Below are 15,603 nucleotides of genomic sequence, written 5' to 3'. Positions count from 1 at the left end.
AATGCCCTGTCTTGACGCATGGTCCGGGCGTCGTATCCGATGCGGACTTGACGGGAAATGCTTCAACCCTCCGCCGATCGCGATGGCGCCGTCAGTCGATGCGACGCAGGTCTCGCGCGAAGCGCCGCCAGTTTTCGACGTAATGGCTTGCAGAGGCACGTAAACCCTCGATCGCCTCGTCGGTGAGCGTGCGGACGACCCGCGCCGGCGCGCCGACGATCAGGCTGCGCTCCGGGAAAACCTTGCCTTCCGTCACCAGCGCATTGGCACCGACGAGGCAATTGTCGCCGATGACGGCCCCGTTCAAAATCGTCGCGCCCATGCCGATCAGGCAGTTGTCGCCGATCGTGCAGCCGTGAAGGATGGCACGATGACCGACCGTGCAGCCGGCGCCGATCGTCAGCGGAAACCCGTGATCCGTGTGGAGGATCGCGCCCTCTTGGATGTTGGATCGCGCTCCGACAATGATCGCCTCGTTGTCTCCGCGAAGCACCGCCTTGAACCAGATGCCGACATCCTGACCGACGCGCACGTCGCCGACGAGGTCGGCATCGGGCGCTACCCAGAAATGGTCCGGCGCCGGCGTTTCGGGCGTCCTCGCCCCGAGGGCAAAAAGCGGCATGATGGTCTCCTGAAGGCCGATCGCAAAGGGTGTCGTGACGGAGCCCGTGTATCTCCGAATATCGGATCCGTGGAAAGGTCTTGCTTCTTTTCCATGAACCGTCAGATGACGTCCACGGAAAGAGTGGCGACCCCGTCGACGCCGCAGTCCACCCTGTCACCGCGATGGACCGCGCCGACGCCGGCCGGCGTGCCGGTCAGGATCACATCGCCGGGCGCGAGCGTAAACAGCCGCGACAACTCGCAGATGATTTCCGGCACGCGCCAGATCATCTCCGCGGTGGTCGCATCCTGACGCATATCGCCGTTGACCGAAAGCCAGATGCGGTTCTCGAACGGGTGCTTCCCGCTTGCAACCGGCGTTATCGGAGAGACGGGCGCGGAGAACTCGAAGGCCTTTGCCGCGGTCCAGGGCTTGCCGGCGGCTTTCGCTTCCGCCTGCAGATCGCGGCGGGTGAAGTCGATGCCGACGCCATACCCGAAAATGGCGGCGATGGCGCCGTCCGCGTCGATCTCCGCACCTCCGGCTTTCAACGCGACGACCAGTTCGACCTCATGATGAACGCTTGAAGAGAGCGCCGGATACGGGAAACGACCGCCGTTGTTCACAAGATTGTCGGGGTTCTTCTGGAAGAAGAAGGGAGGTTCCCGTTCTCCCGAATGTCCCATCTCGCGCGCATGCGCCTCGTAGTTCCTGCCGACGCAATAGACGCGCCGCACGGGAAACAAGGATGCTGTTCCGAGCACCGGCAGCAGAACGGGCTCGGGTGGTGAAAAGACGGTATCGGGCATGGAGGCTTCCAAGACGGGATCTCAATTCCCGAAGCCTAGCGCATAAACACCTGGCGTGAAACCGAGCGGGTTCAAAAAACGTCACCCTTCGACGTGCGGGCTTCACAACAGGCGACCGTCGTACCGGTTGATTATCGATCGACACTCACGGAGAAAATAACGGAAGAGTCAGCCGCTCGCATAAGCGACGAGCTGCTCCCGATTGAAGGCCCTCCCGCCCGAGCGGGAGTTGAGGTCCGGGTCGCTGTATTCGAGCACGGCCTCGACCGGCAATTCCAGCGCCTGGCGTACCGTCATGATACCGACGTCGCTGCGACCGTTCGAGCGTTTCAGGCTGACTTCAACGATACGGTAAAGATGATCATCGTTCATCTCATGACCTCCCGATGGCTGGCCTCTTTATGTTCGGCCTGTGTCTCCAACGTGCCTCTTTAATAGGATCTTTCTGAGGCATCTCCCTGACTTTAATTTACACCACGAAATTTAGAGTTCCGCAATGTTTTGATCGGCTGACATGGGCAATCTTCGGGCAAGATGCCCAATATTTATTCTGCTTTCACGGTCCTCGCAGGCGCGGCGGAACATGCCGGTGGCCTCTTCTTTCCCTGAAGCGTCGACGGTCGACAGGACCCTGGTCGCTTTTGAGCAGAGCCTGCGCTAGAGACTGTGCGGTGCCGTTCTGTTGCGGACGTGTGTGCTGATCCCTTTGCGGTTGATCGGGCATGGCGGGTTGTTGCGCGCCATATGGTGTGCCGGAGCGCGCAGGCGTTCAAGAACGGCAGAAAGTTAAGAGGAAAAAGGTATGGCGCGAACATCGGAACGTGAGGAAGAAATCAAAGAAATTAATTACTTCCGGCGTCCCGTCTTTGCCGTCGCGCCGATGATCGACTGGACGGACCGGCATTTCCGCTTTCTCGCTCGGCAGCTGTCGCGCCATGCCCTGCTTTACACCGAGATGATCGTCGCCGACGCGATCCTGCGCGGAGATCGGCAGCGCCTGCTCGGCTTCGATTCCGTCGAGAGCCCAGTCGCGTTGCAGCTTGGCGGCAACGATCCCGTGAAGCTCGCGGAGGCAGCCAGGATCGGCGAAGGTTTTGGCTATGCCGAAATCAACATGAATGTCGGCTGTCCCTCGGATCGAGTGCAGTCGGGAACGTTCGGCGCCTGCCTGATGCGCGCACCTGACCTGGTGGCGGACAGCGTGGCGGCGATGAAGGCCGCGGTGACGATTCCGGTGACCGTGAAGTGCCGGATCGGCGTCGACGACCAGGACCCTGAGGCGGCCCTGCGGGCGTTTCTGGCGGCCGTCAGGACGGCCGGGGTGGATGGCGTCTGGGTGCATGCGCGCAAGGCGTGGCTGCAGGGACTGTCGCCGAAGGAGAACCGGGACATTCCGCCGCTGGATTACGGGCTCGTGCATCGGGTGAAGGCGGAGAACCCGGATCTCTTCATCGGCATCAACGGCGGGATTCGCGGCGTGGCGGATGGGCTGGCGCACCTCGCGGCGATGGACGGGGTGATGCTCGGGCGGGCGGCCTACCAGGACAGCGCGATCCTGACGGAGGTGGACCGGCATTTTCCGCATCCGGTCACGGGGGCCGCGGCGGAGGCGCGCGCGGTCGACGCGGATCTCTGGCGGGGCGTGCGGGATGCGATGATGGCGCATGCGGCCGGGCATATCGCCGGCGGGGGACGGCTGATCCATGTGACGCGGCACATGGTCGGGCTGTTCCAGGGGATGCCGGGCGCGCGGCGCTATCGGCAGATCCTCTCGGCGGAGGCGGCGCGGGCGGGCGCGGGACCTGAGGTGATCGCCGACGCCTTTGCCGCGGTCCTCGGGCCGATGGAGGCGGGCGCGGCGGCGGCGGAATAGGGGGCCCCGGCCGCAAACGAAAACGGCGCCCGCAAGGGGCGCCGTCTCAAGCGGTCAAACGCGCGGGCGAATTACGCGGCGCGGATGTTGACGGCCTTCGGGCCCTTGCCCATGCGATCCGGCTCGGTGTCGAAGACGACCTGCTGGCCATCCTTCAACGTCTGGATGCCGGCAGCATGCAGAGCGGAGATGTGAACGAACACGTCCTTGGCGCCGCCTTCCGGCGTGATGAAGCCAAAGCCCTTGTCCTGGTTGAAGAATTTTACGGTGCCCTTGGTGGCCATGGGAATTAAGTCCTTGTCCCGGTTGTCTCAGTCATCCCGGCAGCGCGTCCGCCGGGCCGTTTTGCCAAAACCCCGGCGTGCCGGGATCTTGGCCTTGTCCTGCCGGGCCGTCGCGCGTGGTGGCGCCGGACCGGATATGCGAAGTCGAGAAGTCACGATAACGGGGAAAGAACGTCTACAGGGGCTTTCGCCCCGCCCGAAGCCTCCTCCGGGGCCATACAGCAGTCCAGTCTCCGGGATAGAAAACGCCCGAACGGCAAAAGTGATGCCAGCAGGACGGATAAATTGCAAGCGATTTAATCGCCGCCCGCTCCCGTCGCGGCGTGTTCCGCCAACGGCGTCGCCGACGGCGTTGCCGATGGTTTCACCGACTGTCTCCCGGTCTGCCTCGCGACCGGAGCGTCCGGCGCGACCGGCACGGCCGGACCGACCGGCACGGCCGGAGCGACCGGCACCGCCGGAGCGGATGGCGGCGTCCCATCCGGGGCGGCGGCGCGCCAGGCGTCGAGCGCGTCGCGGGCGGAGCCTAGCGGGAGGGCGCGGCGCAGCATCGCGGCCGCGAAGGATTGCCGCCGGCGCGCGCCGGCCTCGGGCGACCAGACGGGAAAGGGCAGGCGGGCATCGCCGAGCACGCGAAGCAACCCGACCGCCACGGCGACGCAGGCGTCGAGCTCTGCGCGCGTCCCCGGATCGAGCCGCTCCAGGCAGGCGACGGGATGGCCTTCGACGCGGCCGCGCAGGCAGAGCCGGTGGCGCCGGCAGTTGCCATGCGGGCAGAGGCGGCGCGGCAGGTCCATGGCATCGATGACGAGCGGCAGGGCGAGGGATCGAAGATCGGTATCGGACATCGGCGCGGGCTCCTTCCCCCGGTTGCACGGCCGGCGCGGCTTGGCATGGCCTTTGTGGGCGGCGGCGCCTCAGCGGCCGGACGCGGCGCAGGGCGGGTACCGCTCAAGGCCGCGTGAGGCCCGCCCGGCCCCCCGCCGGAGCGGCCTTGCCACCGGACTGGTCGTGCCACCGGAGTGGCCGTGCCACCGGGTCGGCCCGATCTTTCGGGAAAACGTCCGCGCCGTCGTCGCCGAGCGCGGCCGGCTCGACAGAGCCTGCTGGGCATGGTTGGCCGTCCCGGCGCGGCGGAGCCGGCGGGGGCAGGCGGACGGGGCGCGGAAAAGAGCCTCGTTCGGGTGGTGGTATGCGGCACTTTCCAGCGCCCCGTTCGGCGGTTTCTGCCCGCGCGGGCGGTCTCTCTGCGGAAGGGGCGGGGCCGGCGGCGTGCTGCCGTCGGTGTCCGGGCGCGGGTTTCGCAGGCCCGGCGGACGATGCCGCGGCATCCTCCGGCCCCGACCTCCCCTGTGTGCCGCCAAGGCACGTCCGGCGGGATCGAGAGTGCCGGCACATCCGATGCCGCCACTCCCCGCGATCGCCGGAGGGAGACCGTGTTGCACGGACCCGGACGATGAGGCGATGCGTCGTCCCCTCACGGCCCGCGCCGGCCCCACCTCGCCGCGACGCCTCGCGGGATATCCGTGGTGGGACGAGAGGAGTATGGCATGGAGTGAGGGGGCGGGGGAAATTTAGTTTAAATTCCGCAAAATTCTCCTTCGAGAGTTTCAAATGCCTGCCTAACACTTGTCATTTCTAAATTAGATATATCACGAGCATGAGTATCTTTTCTTAATTTGTTCACTACATTGATTGCTTTCAGCAAATCCGAACGTCGATCTTCAATATAAGGTAAAATTCGCTCATCTTTCATGATCATAAGAAGGTCAGTCAAATATAATGGGCTAGTCTCCTTCGATAAAAGATAGGCTGGCTCATTAGATGTCAAATCAGAAAATCTCTTTAACGTCAGATTCTTCTCCAAAATATCAACCCAATCCTCTAAAGTAATAAATTTTGAATTGTAAAAAATCGATCTCCTAATCTCATTCTCAATACTATTTCTTCTTCTAAGGATTTCCTCCCACTTCTTCTCAAGACTTTCGTGTGGTTTATTTAGTTCTACGGCATGTCTGATTGCATCAAACTTTATATCAAAATGCGCCCCAGAACGCTCTATCAATCCGTAACCAATCAAGTGGTCGACATAGATTGGAGCCTCAGAAGCAAACTCCAATAAATCGAAATTCTTTTTCAAGAGAAAATCTTCAAGCAACGTCATTTCTTCTGGATAGAAATCATTTAAATTCCTAAGTATCTCCGAAAGATACGCTATCATTTGAGTCGAGAACTGCTGTTTCGCTATTCTTAATGTTTCTTGAGACACTTTCACTGGTCGATTTGTGCTTGATATTTGATGAATGGTACTGCACGCTTGCCTTATAAAGAACGGATGACCACCATAAGTCTTCTGAATATCAGCTATAATATCTGGTGAGAATGTGAGCCCCATAAAATGGCCGAGCTTCTCAATCATATTTCGAGTTTCATCAAATGTAAGATTAGGTATAAACTTCTTCTGAGAGAAGAGGTACATTGGATTTGCGACGCCGTTAATATGTGACAATTCAAGTAAATGGGGGCTGGTTCCAACCAAACAAATGGAAATCTTCGACGACGCTTCCGATTGAATGAAAGACCGAATGATCTGCCAAAAAAGTAAAGAGTCGCCTCCTTCCCTCCAATGACGGGACGCAGCCGTATTCGGCGAGATATTCTCGATTTCATCAAAAATAATTAGTATTTTTCCTTTCGCCTGACCTGTTAACGATTTCATAAATTGCGCAAAATTTTCAGATATTTTCGCTGGTGTGTCACCTAAGGTATCAATTGCCTTCCCAATACCTAGAGTTTTTCTGACTTCATTTAACAATAAAATTAGCAAGCCACGATAATCTCGCGCATGCACAGATGGATTTTGACAATCAATAATTGACGTTACACATCCAAACGCCTTCGACTTCCGCGAAATAGCATATATAGTTGATGTTTTTCCGCTTTTCCTCAATCCAAACAAACTAGAAGACTGACCAGATTTTGCCAAATCTAAAACTGTATTTACCACGTTCTGTCTACCAAAGAAAAAAGTTTCTTCTCGAAGGGGATTTTGATAGCCAAATAAATCTCTGAGAAGATAATTTCTTCTAGTTGCATCAAGAAGCGCTTGGCGAGAGTTCTCAATTAGCGTAAATGTCATAGGAATTATTATTGGATATTCGGGCGTCTGACTTAAGTAATGTCGAATTATAGATTCGATCCCATTGTCACTACTTACGAGAAACCTCAAGCTTTTATCAACTCGCGCAGAGTCGACAGTCGCATAAAACTCATCAAACGCTTCAAGCGTTCTGATTTCAAACGTATTATAATCAGAAAATAAGACAATTAACTCTCTATCGGCGTTAACATAAACGGAAAATTCATCAGTAGGTCTTGCTAAAATTGCGTAGTAATCACTATTGCCTATGCGCACACTTTTGAAAGACCTGGTTATATAAAATTGATTTGCAATAGAGAATATTGCCTTTTTAATTGTCGCAGAGTAATTTTCATACCGAAAATCTTGATGAATACCCGGCCTCGTTGCCATAATAACCTCAACCGTTGAACTTCGTTTTCAACAACACTACCGACCCGGCCGCCCCGTCTTCCCCTTCGTCCGGCCCTTGCGCTTGACCTCCGCCGGGTCCTCGTAACTCCCCGCGCCGACCTTTCCCCGCACCAGCGGCCGTGACGGATCGGCGCGGTCCGGCTGGCCTTCGAGCAGGGGGGAATGGCGGCCGGCGGGTGGGGCGTGGGGGGCGGGCTTTTCCGGCAGGCGGCCGGAGACCGGCTTTTCCGTCCGCCCGACGGTCATCTCGTCCAGCGTGTTCTTGCGGAAGAGCGGCCGGGCCGTGTCCGTTCCAGGGCCCATGTCGTCGAGCGAGGGTTTGCGGAAGAGGGAGGCACCGGCCGCGTCGTCCCCGGCGTCGGCGTCCGTGTTACCCTCGGTGCCTTCGGCACGTCGCGCCTTCGCCCCGATGTGCGCAGACCCCGTCCCGGTCGTGCCTTCGGTGCTCCGCGCCCCGCTTTTTGCATTCCCGGTCGCGCCTTCGGCGCTCCTCGCCGCGCTTCTTGCACTCCCTGTCGTGCCTTCGGCACTCCGCGCCGCGCTTCTTGCATTCCCGGTCGCGCCTTCGGCGCTCCGCGCCTCTTGTCTTGCCAGAGGATCGTCCATGGCGGCGAGTTCGGCGGCCTTGAGGCGCTTGATCTCGTCGCGAAGCCGCGCGGCGGTCTCGAAATCGAGATTGGCGGCGGCGTCGCGCATCTGCTTTTCCAGCGCGTCGAGATGGGACTGCAGGTTGTTGCCGATGAGATGGCCGCCGGAAGCGAAGCCCTTGCCGGCCGCACCGGAGATATCGGCGCGGACATGGTCGCGCTCGTAGACCGAATCGAGGATGTCGGAAATCTTCGCCTTCACCGATTCCGGCGTGATGCCGTGCTCGGCATTGTAGGCCATCTGCTTCTCGCGGCGCCGGCTGGTCTCCTCCATGGCGCGCGCCATCGAGCCGGTGATCTGGTCGGCATAGAGGATGACCTTGCCGTCGACATTGCGGGCGGCGCGGCCGATCGTCTGGATCAAAGAGGTCTCGGAGCGCAAGAATCCTTCCTTGTCGGCATCGAGAATGGCGACGAAGCCGCATTCGGGAATGTCGAGGCCCTCGCGCAGGAGGTTGATGCCGACGAGGACGTCGAAGGCGCCGAGACGCAGGTCGCGGATGATCTCGATGCGCTCCAGCGTGTCGATGTCGGAATGCATGTAGCGCACGCGCACGCCCTGCTCGTGCAGGTATTCGGTCAGGTCCTCGGCCATGCGCTTGGTCAGCACGGTGCAGAGCGTGCGATAGCCCTTCGCGGCGGTGTCGCGGATCTCGCCGAGCACGTCGTCGACCTGGGTTTTGGCGGCGCGCACCTCGACGGGCGGATCGATGAGGCCGGTCGGGCGGATGACCTGCTCGGCGAAGACGCCGCCGGACTGTTCGAGCTCCCAGCCGCCGGGCGTGGCGGAGACGGCGATCGTGTCGGGGCGCATCGCGTCCCATTCCTCGAAGCGGAGCGGGCGGTTGTCCATGCAGGAGGGCAGGCGGAAGCCGTATTCGGCGAGCGTCGCCTTGCGGCGGAAGTCGCCGCGATACATGCCGCCGATCTGCGGCACGGTGACGTGGCTCTCGTCGATGAAGATGATCGCGTCGTCGGGGATGTATTCGAAGAGGGTCGGCGGCGGCTCGCCGGGTTTGCGGCCGGTCAAGTAGCGCGAATAGTTCTCGATGCCCTGGCAGGAGCCGGTCGCCTCCAGCATCTCGATGTCGTAGCGGGTGCGCTGCTCGAGGCGCTGGGCCTCCAGCAGGCGGCCGGCCTTCTCGAGCTCGGCGAGGCGGTGCTTCAGCTCGTCGCGGATCGCCTTGATCGCGGCGTTCAGCGTCGGGCGCGGCGTGACGTAATGGCTGTTGGCGTAGATCTTCACCGATTTGAGGTCGCCGGTCTTGTGCCCGGTCAGCGGGTCGAATTCGGTGATGGCGTCGATCTCGTCGCCGAACATGGAGATGCGCCAGGCGGCATCCTCCAGGTGGGCCGGGAAGATCTCGATCGTATCGCCGCGCACGCGAAAACTGCCGCGCTGGAAATCCATGTCGCGGCGCTTGTACTGCTGGGCGACGAGGTCGGCGAGCAGCTGGCGCTGGTCGAGCCGGTCGCCGACGGCCATCTGGAAGGTCATCGCCGTATAGGTCTCGACCGAGCCAATACCGTAGATGCAGGAGACGGAGGCGACGATGATGACGTCGTCGCGCTCGAGCAGCGAGCGGGTGGCGGAGTGGCGCATCCGGTCGATCTGCTCGTTGATCGAGGATTCCTTCTCGATATAGGTGTCGGAGCGGGGGACGTAAGCCTCAGGCTGGTAGTAGTCGTAGTAGGAGACGAAATACTCGACCGCGTTGTCCGGGAAGAAGTTCTTGAACTCGGAATAGAGCTGGGCGGCGAGCGTCTTGTTCGGCGCGAGGATGACGGCGGGGCGCTGCGTCTCCTCGATCACCTTGGCCATGGTGAAGGTCTTGCCCGAGCCGGTGACGCCGAGCAGTACCTGGCTGCGCTCGCCATTGCCGAGCCCCTCGACCAGGTCGCGGATCGCGGTCGGCTGGTCGCCGGAGGGCCGGTATTCGGTCTGCATGCGGATCGGGATGCCGCCCTCCGACTTGTCGGGGCGGGCGGGGCGGTGCGGCGTCCAGAGCTTGCCGTCCTTGAACAGAGGATTGCCGCTCTCGATCAGCTTCGACAGCGCCTCGACGGTGGCGGTGACGGCGGACGGGGCGGCGGCGTCCTCGAGCGCCACGCTCATTCCGGCGACCGGATTGAGGCCGGCGGCGGCGCGGGTCTTCGGGTCGGTCGAGCCACCCATCGAGGTGCCGCGGGCGCTGCGCCCGGCGCTCGGCGCCTCCGCCTTGCCGCGTTTGGCCGTCGACGCGGCGATCTCGACGCTCTTGCGGTGCTTGCCGGCCTTGGAGGCGATCGAGCGCTGCGTCTCGACGGAGCCGGCCTCCGCCTCCGCCTCGAGCTGCTTCACCCAGTCGGAGACGCTGCCCGCGAGCGGCGCGCCCTCGAAGTCGGATTGCGGGGCTTCCTCGAAGCCGGACGGTTTTTTCGGTGCTCTGGCCATGGCCGCGAATATGGCGAGAGTCCGCCCGGATTGGAAGGGGCGGCCGGTACAAAAGGGAAACGGTGCGCCCTCAGGCGCGGCGCACCACCGTGCCCGCGAGGCGATCGTGAAACGTCTGGCCGCGCCAGCGCAGGAAGGGGCCGAGCCACCAGACGGCCCCGGCAAGAACGGCCGGAAGCACGACCGCGAGGACCCAATTCGGGACGGCGCCATCACGCGCGAAGGCGATCAGGAGGCGGAGATCCTCGACTGCGACTATGAGGACGGGGAGGATGAGAACCGTTCCTGCCAGCAGAGGCATGAACTTCCACAGCTCACGGCGCAGCGAGCGTTCGAGACCGGGCGGAATGCCATCCTCCGTCGTGACCCGGAGACCCATCAACCGCTTGCCCGGCGTCCGCCGCCCCTGCGCGCCGAAGACGATGAACAACCCGATCGTCAGCAGCCAGGGCAGCGATGCGAGCGGTACGCTGATGGCGGTCTCCAGGAACAGTTCGCTTTCGGCAAGAGGCGCACCGCGCGCATCGACGGGGAAGGAGACGGATCGCGTCAGCCTGAAGGCGTCGGAGCTGGACCCGGATCGCGTATAGGAGGTGAATTGCCAGCTGCCCGCTCCCAGCACGGACGTGCTGCGGCAGACGATATTCAATCGTTCCTCGCCGGCATCCAAGGGCCACTCGCGCTCGATCAGCGCCACTGCGGGGCCGGTCGCCGCTTGCTCGCAGGTCGTCGGTTCGGACATGGAAACACCCAAAAACCAGGAGGCCGCCAGCGACAGCACCAGCAGGACGATCCAGATCAAGAGATTGGCGGTGATGACGTCGATCAGGTAGGCAAAGCCGCGTCGCCAGAAGAGGCGGGCGGGGACATGATGACAGCCGGGGCAGGGTACGACATGCAATTCCTGAAAAGGCTCCGCGATCACTGCGGGCATGGAAAGGGCTGGCCGATGGTCGGGAGACGAGAATTCCCCCGAGACACGCCGGCCGGATCGGGCAGGCGGCGTGATCAAAGCGCCGTCTGTTCGCCGCTGATCCGCGTTACCATGAGTTCACACCGGTCATCTTCTTTCCGTGGTTAACCTCGACGTTGTTCCGGGCGACGAGACGCCACGTCTCGCATATTTCCTTACCGCCATCGAGCCCCTCCCATTTCCGGCAGAACCTGTTTCCCTTGATCCGCCATTGGCCCTGGATGACGATCTTATCCCCTTTGTCGGTCTGTGCGGATCCGGCTCCTGTCCCGTTCGCGGCAAGGTTCAGCGTTCCCGTGTAGCCCATGCCCGCCCCGCCGAGCTGCAATGTCTTACCGCCTTCCAGCAAGGCTTTCAGGTCGGCGTCTTTCAAGTCTTTCCCTGCTGCAGCGGCAGGCAAGCTCATCAGACCCGTGACCATCATTAAGACTGAAATCATCTTGAGCATATCGTTCCTCCTGAAAACACCCCATGGTGCACCAGCGGTTTGCGACGTCAAGCAAGACGGAAAAAAAGCCGGCGCAGAGGCCGGCGAAAAACGGTCCGGAACAACGGGACTGCCGCCGGGCCGATGCAAATCACGGCACGTCATGCACCGCAGGGCGGAAACTGGTTGAAATGCATCACGGCATGATGACAGTGGGCGAAGATTCTGATGCCGGACCCGCCCTGCCATGCCGCCACTTGCCGAACTCTTCACCTTCGCGCTCGCGCTGATCGCCGCCGGCGCCGTCGCCGGCGTGCTGGCCGGCCTGTTCGGCATCGGGGGCGGAGCGATTCTCGTGCCGGTCTTCGTCCAGCTCTTCACGCTGCTCGGCATCGGCCAGGACGTGGCGATGCATCTGGCGCTCGGCACGTCGCTCGCCATCATCGTGCCGACCTCGATCCGTTCGTTCCTCTCCCATCGCAAGCGCGGCGCGGTCGATACCGGCCTTTTGCGCGCCTGGATCGTCGCCGTCCCGCTCGGCGTGCTCGCGGCGTCCGTGATCGCGGCCTATGTCTCCGGCCGCACGCTGATGCTGATCTTCGCGACGATGGCGCTCGCGATGGCGCTCCGCATGTTCCTCAACCGCGAGAGCTGGCGCGTCGCCAACGACCTGCCGCGCCATCCGGCCCTGTTTGCCTACGGGACCGTGCTCGGCACGCTCTCCGGCCTGATGGGTATCGGCGGCGGCGTGTTCAACAACATCTTCATGACGCTGCACGGCCGCAGCATCCACCAGGCGGTGGCGACCTCCTCCGGTCTCGGCGTGCTGATCTCGATCCCCGGGCTGATCGGCTATGTCTGGGCCGGCTGGGGCGAGCCGGGGCGGCCGCCGTTTTCGACCGGCTACATCAACTGGATCGCCGTCGCGCTGATCATTCCGGTGACGCTGCTCGTCGCGCCGCTCGGCGTGCGGCTGGCCCATGCGCTGAAGCGCCGCCAGCTCGAGATCGGCTTCGGCATCTTCCTCGTGCTGATCTCGGCACGCTTCTTCCAGACGGCGCTGGGGCAATAGCGTCCGTTCCCCGTTTCGGCGATACGGTGCATGCGCCTGCTGGAGCGGGGCCGGTGTTCGCGCGGCGACGTCCTCCATGCCGTTCGGTGTGTTCGTCCGTGCCGCCGGGCCGGGGATGACGGTTTCGCCGATCGAAAACAAGGCGGCACGCGGCCGACGGCGTCGCGTCGCTTGAGGCGCCCTGCCTCCCCGCGGAGAAATTCCCGCCCCGCCACCGGTGACATCGGTGCCTCGCATCCCATATAAGCGCGACATCACCGGTCCCTTCCACGGTCGAGCCCCGCCCATGCCTCCCATCGTTTCCGTCTCCCGCCTGCGCAAGACCTATGACAGCGGCTTCACCGCGCTGAAGGCGGTCAGCCTCGACATCGAGGAGGGGGAAATCCTGGCGCTGCTCGGGCCGAACGGCGCCGGCAAGACGACGCTGATCTCGATCATCTGCGGCATCGTCAACCCGAGCGCCGGCACCGTTCTGGTCGGCGGGCACGACGTGGTGCGCGATTTCCGCCTGACGCGGCAGATGATCGGCCTCGTTCCGCAGGAACTGACCACCGACCAGTTCGAGACCGTGTGGAACACCGTCAGCTTTTCCCGCGGGCTGCACGGCAAGAAGCCGGATCCGGCCCATATCGAGCGGGTGCTGCGCGACCTGTCGCTGTGGGAGAAGAAGGACAACATGCTGCGCGAGCTGTCCGGCGGCATGAAGCGGCGCGTTCTGATCGCGAAGGCGCTGAGCCACGAGCCGCGCATCCTCTTCCTCGACGAGCCGACCGCCGGCGTCGACGTGACGCTGCGCAAGGGCATGTGGCAGGTGGTGGAGAAGCTGCGCGCCGCCGGCGTCACCATCATCCTGACCACCCACTACATCGAGGAGGCCGAGGAGATCGCCGACCGGATCGGCGTGATCAACGGCGGTCGCATCCTGCTCGTCGAGGAGAAGGCGGCGCTGATGAAGAAGCTCGGCCGCAAGCTCCTGACCATCGAGCTCGTCCAGCCGATCGACGCGCTTCCCGAGGGTCTCGACGGCTTCAACCTGACGCTCGGGGACGGCGGCGCCACGCTCGTCTATGAATACGACACGGCCGGCGAGCGTACCGGCATCACCGCGCTGCTTTCGGCGCTGGCCGAGGCGGGTGTTCGCCTCAGGGACATCTCCACGCGCCAGAGTTCGCTGGAGGATATTTTCGTGCAGCTCGTCGGAGAGGACGCATGAGGTTCAACATCGAGGCCGTCAAGGCGATCTACTTCTTCGAGATGGCGCGGCTGCGGCGCACGCTCTTGCAGAGCGTGATCTCGCCGGTCATCTCCACCTCGCTCTACTTCATCGTCTTCGGCGCGGCGATCGGCGGGCGCATCCAGGAGATCGAGGGCGTCAGCTACGGCGCCTTCATCACGCCGGGGCTGATCATGCTGACGCTGCTGACGCAATGCGTCGGCAACGGGTCCTTCGGCATCTATTTCCCGAAGTTCACCGGGACGATCTACGAGCTCCTCTCCTCGCCGGTGTCGATGACAGAGATCGTGCTCGGCTATGTCGGGGCGGCAGCGACGAAGGGCATGCTGATCGGCGTCATCATCCTGGCGACGGCGGCGCTCTTCGTCGACCTGTCGATCCTGCATCCGCTGATGGTGCTGGTCTTCTTCGTGCTGACGGCGGTGTCCTTCAGCATGTTCGGCTTCATCATCGGCATCTGGGCCAGGGATTTCGAGCAGCTGAACCTGATCCCCATGCTGGTGCTGCCGCCGCTCGTCTTCCTGGGGGGAAGCTTCTATTCCATCTCGATGCTGCCGCCCTTCTGGCAGGTGGTCAGCCATTTCAACCCGGTCTTCTACCTGATCAGCGGCTTCCGCTGGAGCTTCTTCGGCATCGCCGACGTCAACCCGCTGGTGAGCGTCGCCATGATCGTCGGATTCCTTGCGATCTGCATGGCGCTGCTCGCCTGGATCTTCCGTACCGGCTACCGCCTTCGCAACTGATCAGTCGCGAAGGCGCAGTTCGTCGGTGCGCATCTGCAGGAAGTCGAGCGTCGAGAGGAAGGTCATGCCGAGCAGACTCTGGTCGAGCCGGCCGCGCTCGGCGACGACGGCGCGGACGTTTTCGCGAAAGATCGGGCCGATGGCGACGGAGGGGAGCGTCACCGGGGCTGCCAGCGCGGAGCCGTTGGCGGTCATCACGGGGACGGTGAAGCTCAGGCTGGCGGGGTCGACGCCGATCCTCAGCGCATCCTCGTAGGAAAGGACCACGGCGCTGGCGCCGGTATCGACCAGCATCGAGAGCGTCGTGCCGTTGATCTCCGTATCCGCCTCGAAATGGCCGTTCAGCATCTTGTGCAGCACCACCTCCTGAACGCCCTCGCTGTCGGTGATCACCGTGGCGCGGCCGGGAACGAGGCCTGAGAACACCGTCGCACCGATCCGCTCGACCCCGTCGCGATAGACATAGGCGGTGACGAGCGCCAGCGCGATCAGGATCCACAGCGCCGCCTGGCGGAGCTGGACGCCGAGATGGGCCTGGCCGCGCCAGAGACCGGCGCCGATCAGCGTCAGGATGGCGGTGAGGGAGACGGCGCGGGCGAAATCGTCATTGTCCATGCCGAAGGTGCGGCCGGTGTCGTCGTTGACGACGAGGAGCACGAGCCCGACGCCGAGGATCGCCAGCAGAACCCCGAGGCGGATCATCGTTCGCCCGCTTCCCGGGCCATGCGGGCGCGGCGCGTCTCGCGGCGCGGGCGCCGTTCGAGCGTGGCGACCCGCGCCGGCAGCACCGCCATCAGCGCCCGGCGTTCGGCATCGGTGTAGCCCATCCAGCCGGCGATCTCGTCGCGCGTGCGGCCACAGCCGAAGCAGTAGCCGGAGGCGAGATCGATCGAACAGACGAGAATGCAGGGGGAGTCCATCAGGCGATTCCGGGGGCTTCGTGTCCATGG

15 protein-coding genes are annotated in these 15,603 nt (G+C 62.7%); 4 read left to right on the top strand and 11 right to left on the bottom strand.

What is annotated here, in order from left to right; all coding sequences use genetic code 11:
- Nucleotides 1-91 precede the first annotated feature (91 nt).
- The 3 genes from ACEVQ6_RS11385 to ACEVQ6_RS11375 form a co-directional block, all read right to left on the bottom strand.
- The gene (locus tag ACEVQ6_RS11385; protein WP_374889089.1) at nucleotides 92-622 is read right to left on the bottom strand and encodes a gamma carbonic anhydrase family protein; all 531 of its coding nucleotides are present in this window, start codon (nucleotides 620-622) and stop codon (nucleotides 92-94) included.
- Between the two features lie 101 nt (nucleotides 623-723).
- Nucleotides 724-1,413 carry a fumarylacetoacetate hydrolase family protein gene (locus ACEVQ6_RS11380; RefSeq protein WP_374889088.1) on the bottom strand — a complete coding sequence of 230 codons (690 nt, stop codon included), beginning with the start codon at nucleotides 1,411-1,413 and terminating at the stop codon, nucleotides 724-726.
- Between the two features lie 168 nt (nucleotides 1,414-1,581).
- Nucleotides 1,582-1,785: a hypothetical protein gene (locus tag ACEVQ6_RS11375; RefSeq protein ID WP_374889087.1), complete on the bottom strand. Its 204-nt coding sequence runs from the start codon at nucleotides 1,783-1,785 to the stop codon at nucleotides 1,582-1,584.
- 430 nt (nucleotides 1,786-2,215) lie between these two features.
- Between ACEVQ6_RS11375 and dusA the strand changes: the two genes are divergently transcribed.
- On the top strand, nucleotides 2,216-3,286 hold the full coding sequence (gene dusA, locus ACEVQ6_RS11370; RefSeq protein WP_374889086.1) for a tRNA dihydrouridine(20/20a) synthase DusA: 1,071 nt from the start codon (nucleotides 2,216-2,218) through the stop codon (nucleotides 3,284-3,286).
- 71 nt (nucleotides 3,287-3,357) lie between these two features.
- On the opposite strand, the gene ACEVQ6_RS11365 is transcribed toward dusA, so the two are convergent.
- The 6 genes from ACEVQ6_RS11365 to ACEVQ6_RS11340 form a co-directional block, all read right to left on the bottom strand.
- Nucleotides 3,358-3,570 carry a cold-shock protein gene (locus ACEVQ6_RS11365; RefSeq protein WP_374889085.1) on the bottom strand — a complete coding sequence of 71 codons (213 nt, stop codon included), beginning with the start codon at nucleotides 3,568-3,570 and terminating at the stop codon, nucleotides 3,358-3,360.
- A gap of 296 nt (nucleotides 3,571-3,866) precedes the next feature.
- The gene (locus tag ACEVQ6_RS11360; RefSeq protein WP_374889084.1) at nucleotides 3,867-4,418 is read right to left on the bottom strand and encodes a hypothetical protein; all 552 of its coding nucleotides are present in this window, start codon (nucleotides 4,416-4,418) and stop codon (nucleotides 3,867-3,869) included.
- 731 nt (nucleotides 4,419-5,149) lie between these two features.
- Nucleotides 5,150-7,102 (bottom strand): ATP-binding protein, encoded by a 1,953-nt coding sequence (locus ACEVQ6_RS11355; RefSeq protein ID WP_374889083.1) that lies wholly within the window; start codon nucleotides 7,100-7,102, stop codon nucleotides 5,150-5,152.
- A gap of 36 nt (nucleotides 7,103-7,138) precedes the next feature.
- On the bottom strand, nucleotides 7,139-10,204 hold the full coding sequence (gene uvrB, locus ACEVQ6_RS11350) for an excinuclease ABC subunit UvrB (RefSeq protein WP_374889082.1): 3,066 nt from the start codon (nucleotides 10,202-10,204) through the stop codon (nucleotides 7,139-7,141).
- Nucleotides 10,205-10,274: 70 nt separating this feature from the next.
- Nucleotides 10,275-11,138: an RDD family protein gene (locus tag ACEVQ6_RS11345; protein ID WP_374889081.1), complete on the bottom strand. Its 864-nt coding sequence runs from the start codon at nucleotides 11,136-11,138 to the stop codon at nucleotides 10,275-10,277.
- Nucleotides 11,139-11,244: 106 nt separating this feature from the next.
- On the bottom strand, nucleotides 11,245-11,625 hold the full coding sequence (locus tag ACEVQ6_RS11340; RefSeq protein ID WP_374889080.1) for a hypothetical protein: 381 nt from the start codon (nucleotides 11,623-11,625) through the stop codon (nucleotides 11,245-11,247).
- Nucleotides 11,626-11,851: 226 nt separating this feature from the next.
- Here ACEVQ6_RS11340 and ACEVQ6_RS11335 point away from each other — a divergent pair, with 226 nt between their 5' ends.
- The 3 genes from ACEVQ6_RS11335 (at nucleotide 11,852) to ACEVQ6_RS11325 (ending at nucleotide 14,653) form a co-directional block, all read left to right on the top strand.
- Nucleotides 11,852-12,676, top strand: a complete 825-nt coding sequence (locus tag ACEVQ6_RS11335) for a sulfite exporter TauE/SafE family protein (RefSeq protein WP_374889079.1) — start codon at nucleotides 11,852-11,854, stop codon at nucleotides 12,674-12,676.
- A 286-nt stretch (nucleotides 12,677-12,962) separates the two neighbouring features.
- Entirely contained in the window at nucleotides 12,963-13,889 is a 927-nt protein-coding gene (locus ACEVQ6_RS11330; RefSeq protein ID WP_374889078.1) for an ABC transporter ATP-binding protein, read from the top strand.
- Nucleotides 13,886-14,653, top strand: a complete 768-nt coding sequence (locus tag ACEVQ6_RS11325; RefSeq protein ID WP_374889077.1) for an ABC transporter permease — start codon at nucleotides 13,886-13,888, stop codon at nucleotides 14,651-14,653. Before ACEVQ6_RS11330 ends, ACEVQ6_RS11325 begins: the two co-directional genes overlap by 4 nt.
- On the opposite strand, the gene ACEVQ6_RS11320 is transcribed toward ACEVQ6_RS11325, so the two are convergent.
- Nucleotides 14,654-15,355 (bottom strand): TIGR02281 family clan AA aspartic protease, encoded by a 702-nt coding sequence (locus ACEVQ6_RS11320; protein ID WP_374889076.1) that lies wholly within the window; start codon nucleotides 15,353-15,355, stop codon nucleotides 14,654-14,656.
- Nucleotides 15,352-15,573 (bottom strand): DUF1289 domain-containing protein, encoded by a 222-nt coding sequence (locus ACEVQ6_RS11315; RefSeq protein WP_374889075.1) that lies wholly within the window; start codon nucleotides 15,571-15,573, stop codon nucleotides 15,352-15,354. The genes ACEVQ6_RS11320 and ACEVQ6_RS11315 overlap by 4 nt, the downstream gene beginning before the upstream one ends.
- Nucleotides 15,574-15,603 lie beyond the last annotated feature (30 nt).

This window comes from Ensifer soli (assembly GCF_041928815.1).
In the GTDB taxonomy this organism is placed as follows: Bacteria; Pseudomonadota; Alphaproteobacteria; order Rhizobiales; family Rhizobiaceae; genus JBHFEI01.
The sequence above is the reverse complement of the archived record's forward strand: the minus strand, read 5'-3'. Positions and strand labels throughout refer to the sequence as shown.

Bases quoted from the DNA above. Each gene is read 5' to 3' on its own strand.
- dusA (WP_374889086.1), top strand. From the start codon at position 2,216: ATGGCGCGAACATCGGAACGTGAGGAAGAAATCAAAGAAATTAATTAC.
- ACEVQ6_RS11325 (WP_374889077.1), top strand. From the start codon at position 13,886: ATGAGGTTCAACATCGAGGCCGTCAAGGCGATCTACTTCTTCGAGATG.
- ACEVQ6_RS11335 (WP_374889079.1), top strand. From the start codon at position 11,852: ATGCCGCCACTTGCCGAACTCTTCACCTTCGCGCTCGCGCTGATCGCC.
- ACEVQ6_RS11340 (WP_374889080.1), bottom strand. From the start codon at position 11,625: ATGCTCAAGATGATTTCAGTCTTAATGATGGTCACGGGTCTGATGAGC.
- ACEVQ6_RS11375 (WP_374889087.1), bottom strand. From the start codon at position 1,785: ATGAACGATGATCATCTTTACCGTATCGTTGAAGTCAGCCTGAAACGC.
- ACEVQ6_RS11360 (WP_374889084.1), bottom strand. From the start codon at position 4,418: ATGTCCGATACCGATCTTCGATCCCTCGCCCTGCCGCTCGTCATCGAT.
- ACEVQ6_RS11380 (WP_374889088.1), bottom strand. From the start codon at position 1,413: ATGCCCGATACCGTCTTTTCACCACCCGAGCCCGTTCTGCTGCCGGTG.
- ACEVQ6_RS11320 (WP_374889076.1), bottom strand. From the start codon at position 15,355: ATGATCCGCCTCGGGGTTCTGCTGGCGATCCTCGGCGTCGGGCTCGTG.
- ACEVQ6_RS11355 (WP_374889083.1), bottom strand. From the start codon at position 7,102: ATGGCAACGAGGCCGGGTATTCATCAAGATTTTCGGTATGAAAATTAC.
- ACEVQ6_RS11330 (WP_374889078.1), top strand. From the start codon at position 12,963: ATGCCTCCCATCGTTTCCGTCTCCCGCCTGCGCAAGACCTATGACAGC.
- ACEVQ6_RS11385 (WP_374889089.1), bottom strand. From the start codon at position 622: ATGCCGCTTTTTGCCCTCGGGGCGAGGACGCCCGAAACGCCGGCGCCG.
- ACEVQ6_RS11365 (WP_374889085.1), bottom strand. From the start codon at position 3,570: ATGGCCACCAAGGGCACCGTAAAATTCTTCAACCAGGACAAGGGCTTT.
- ACEVQ6_RS11315 (WP_374889075.1), bottom strand. From the start codon at position 15,573: ATGGACTCCCCCTGCATTCTCGTCTGTTCGATCGATCTCGCCTCCGGC.
- uvrB (WP_374889082.1), bottom strand. From the start codon at position 10,204: ATGGCCAGAGCACCGAAAAAACCGTCCGGCTTCGAGGAAGCCCCGCAA.
- ACEVQ6_RS11345 (WP_374889081.1), bottom strand. From the start codon at position 11,138: ATGCCCGCAGTGATCGCGGAGCCTTTTCAGGAATTGCATGTCGTACCC.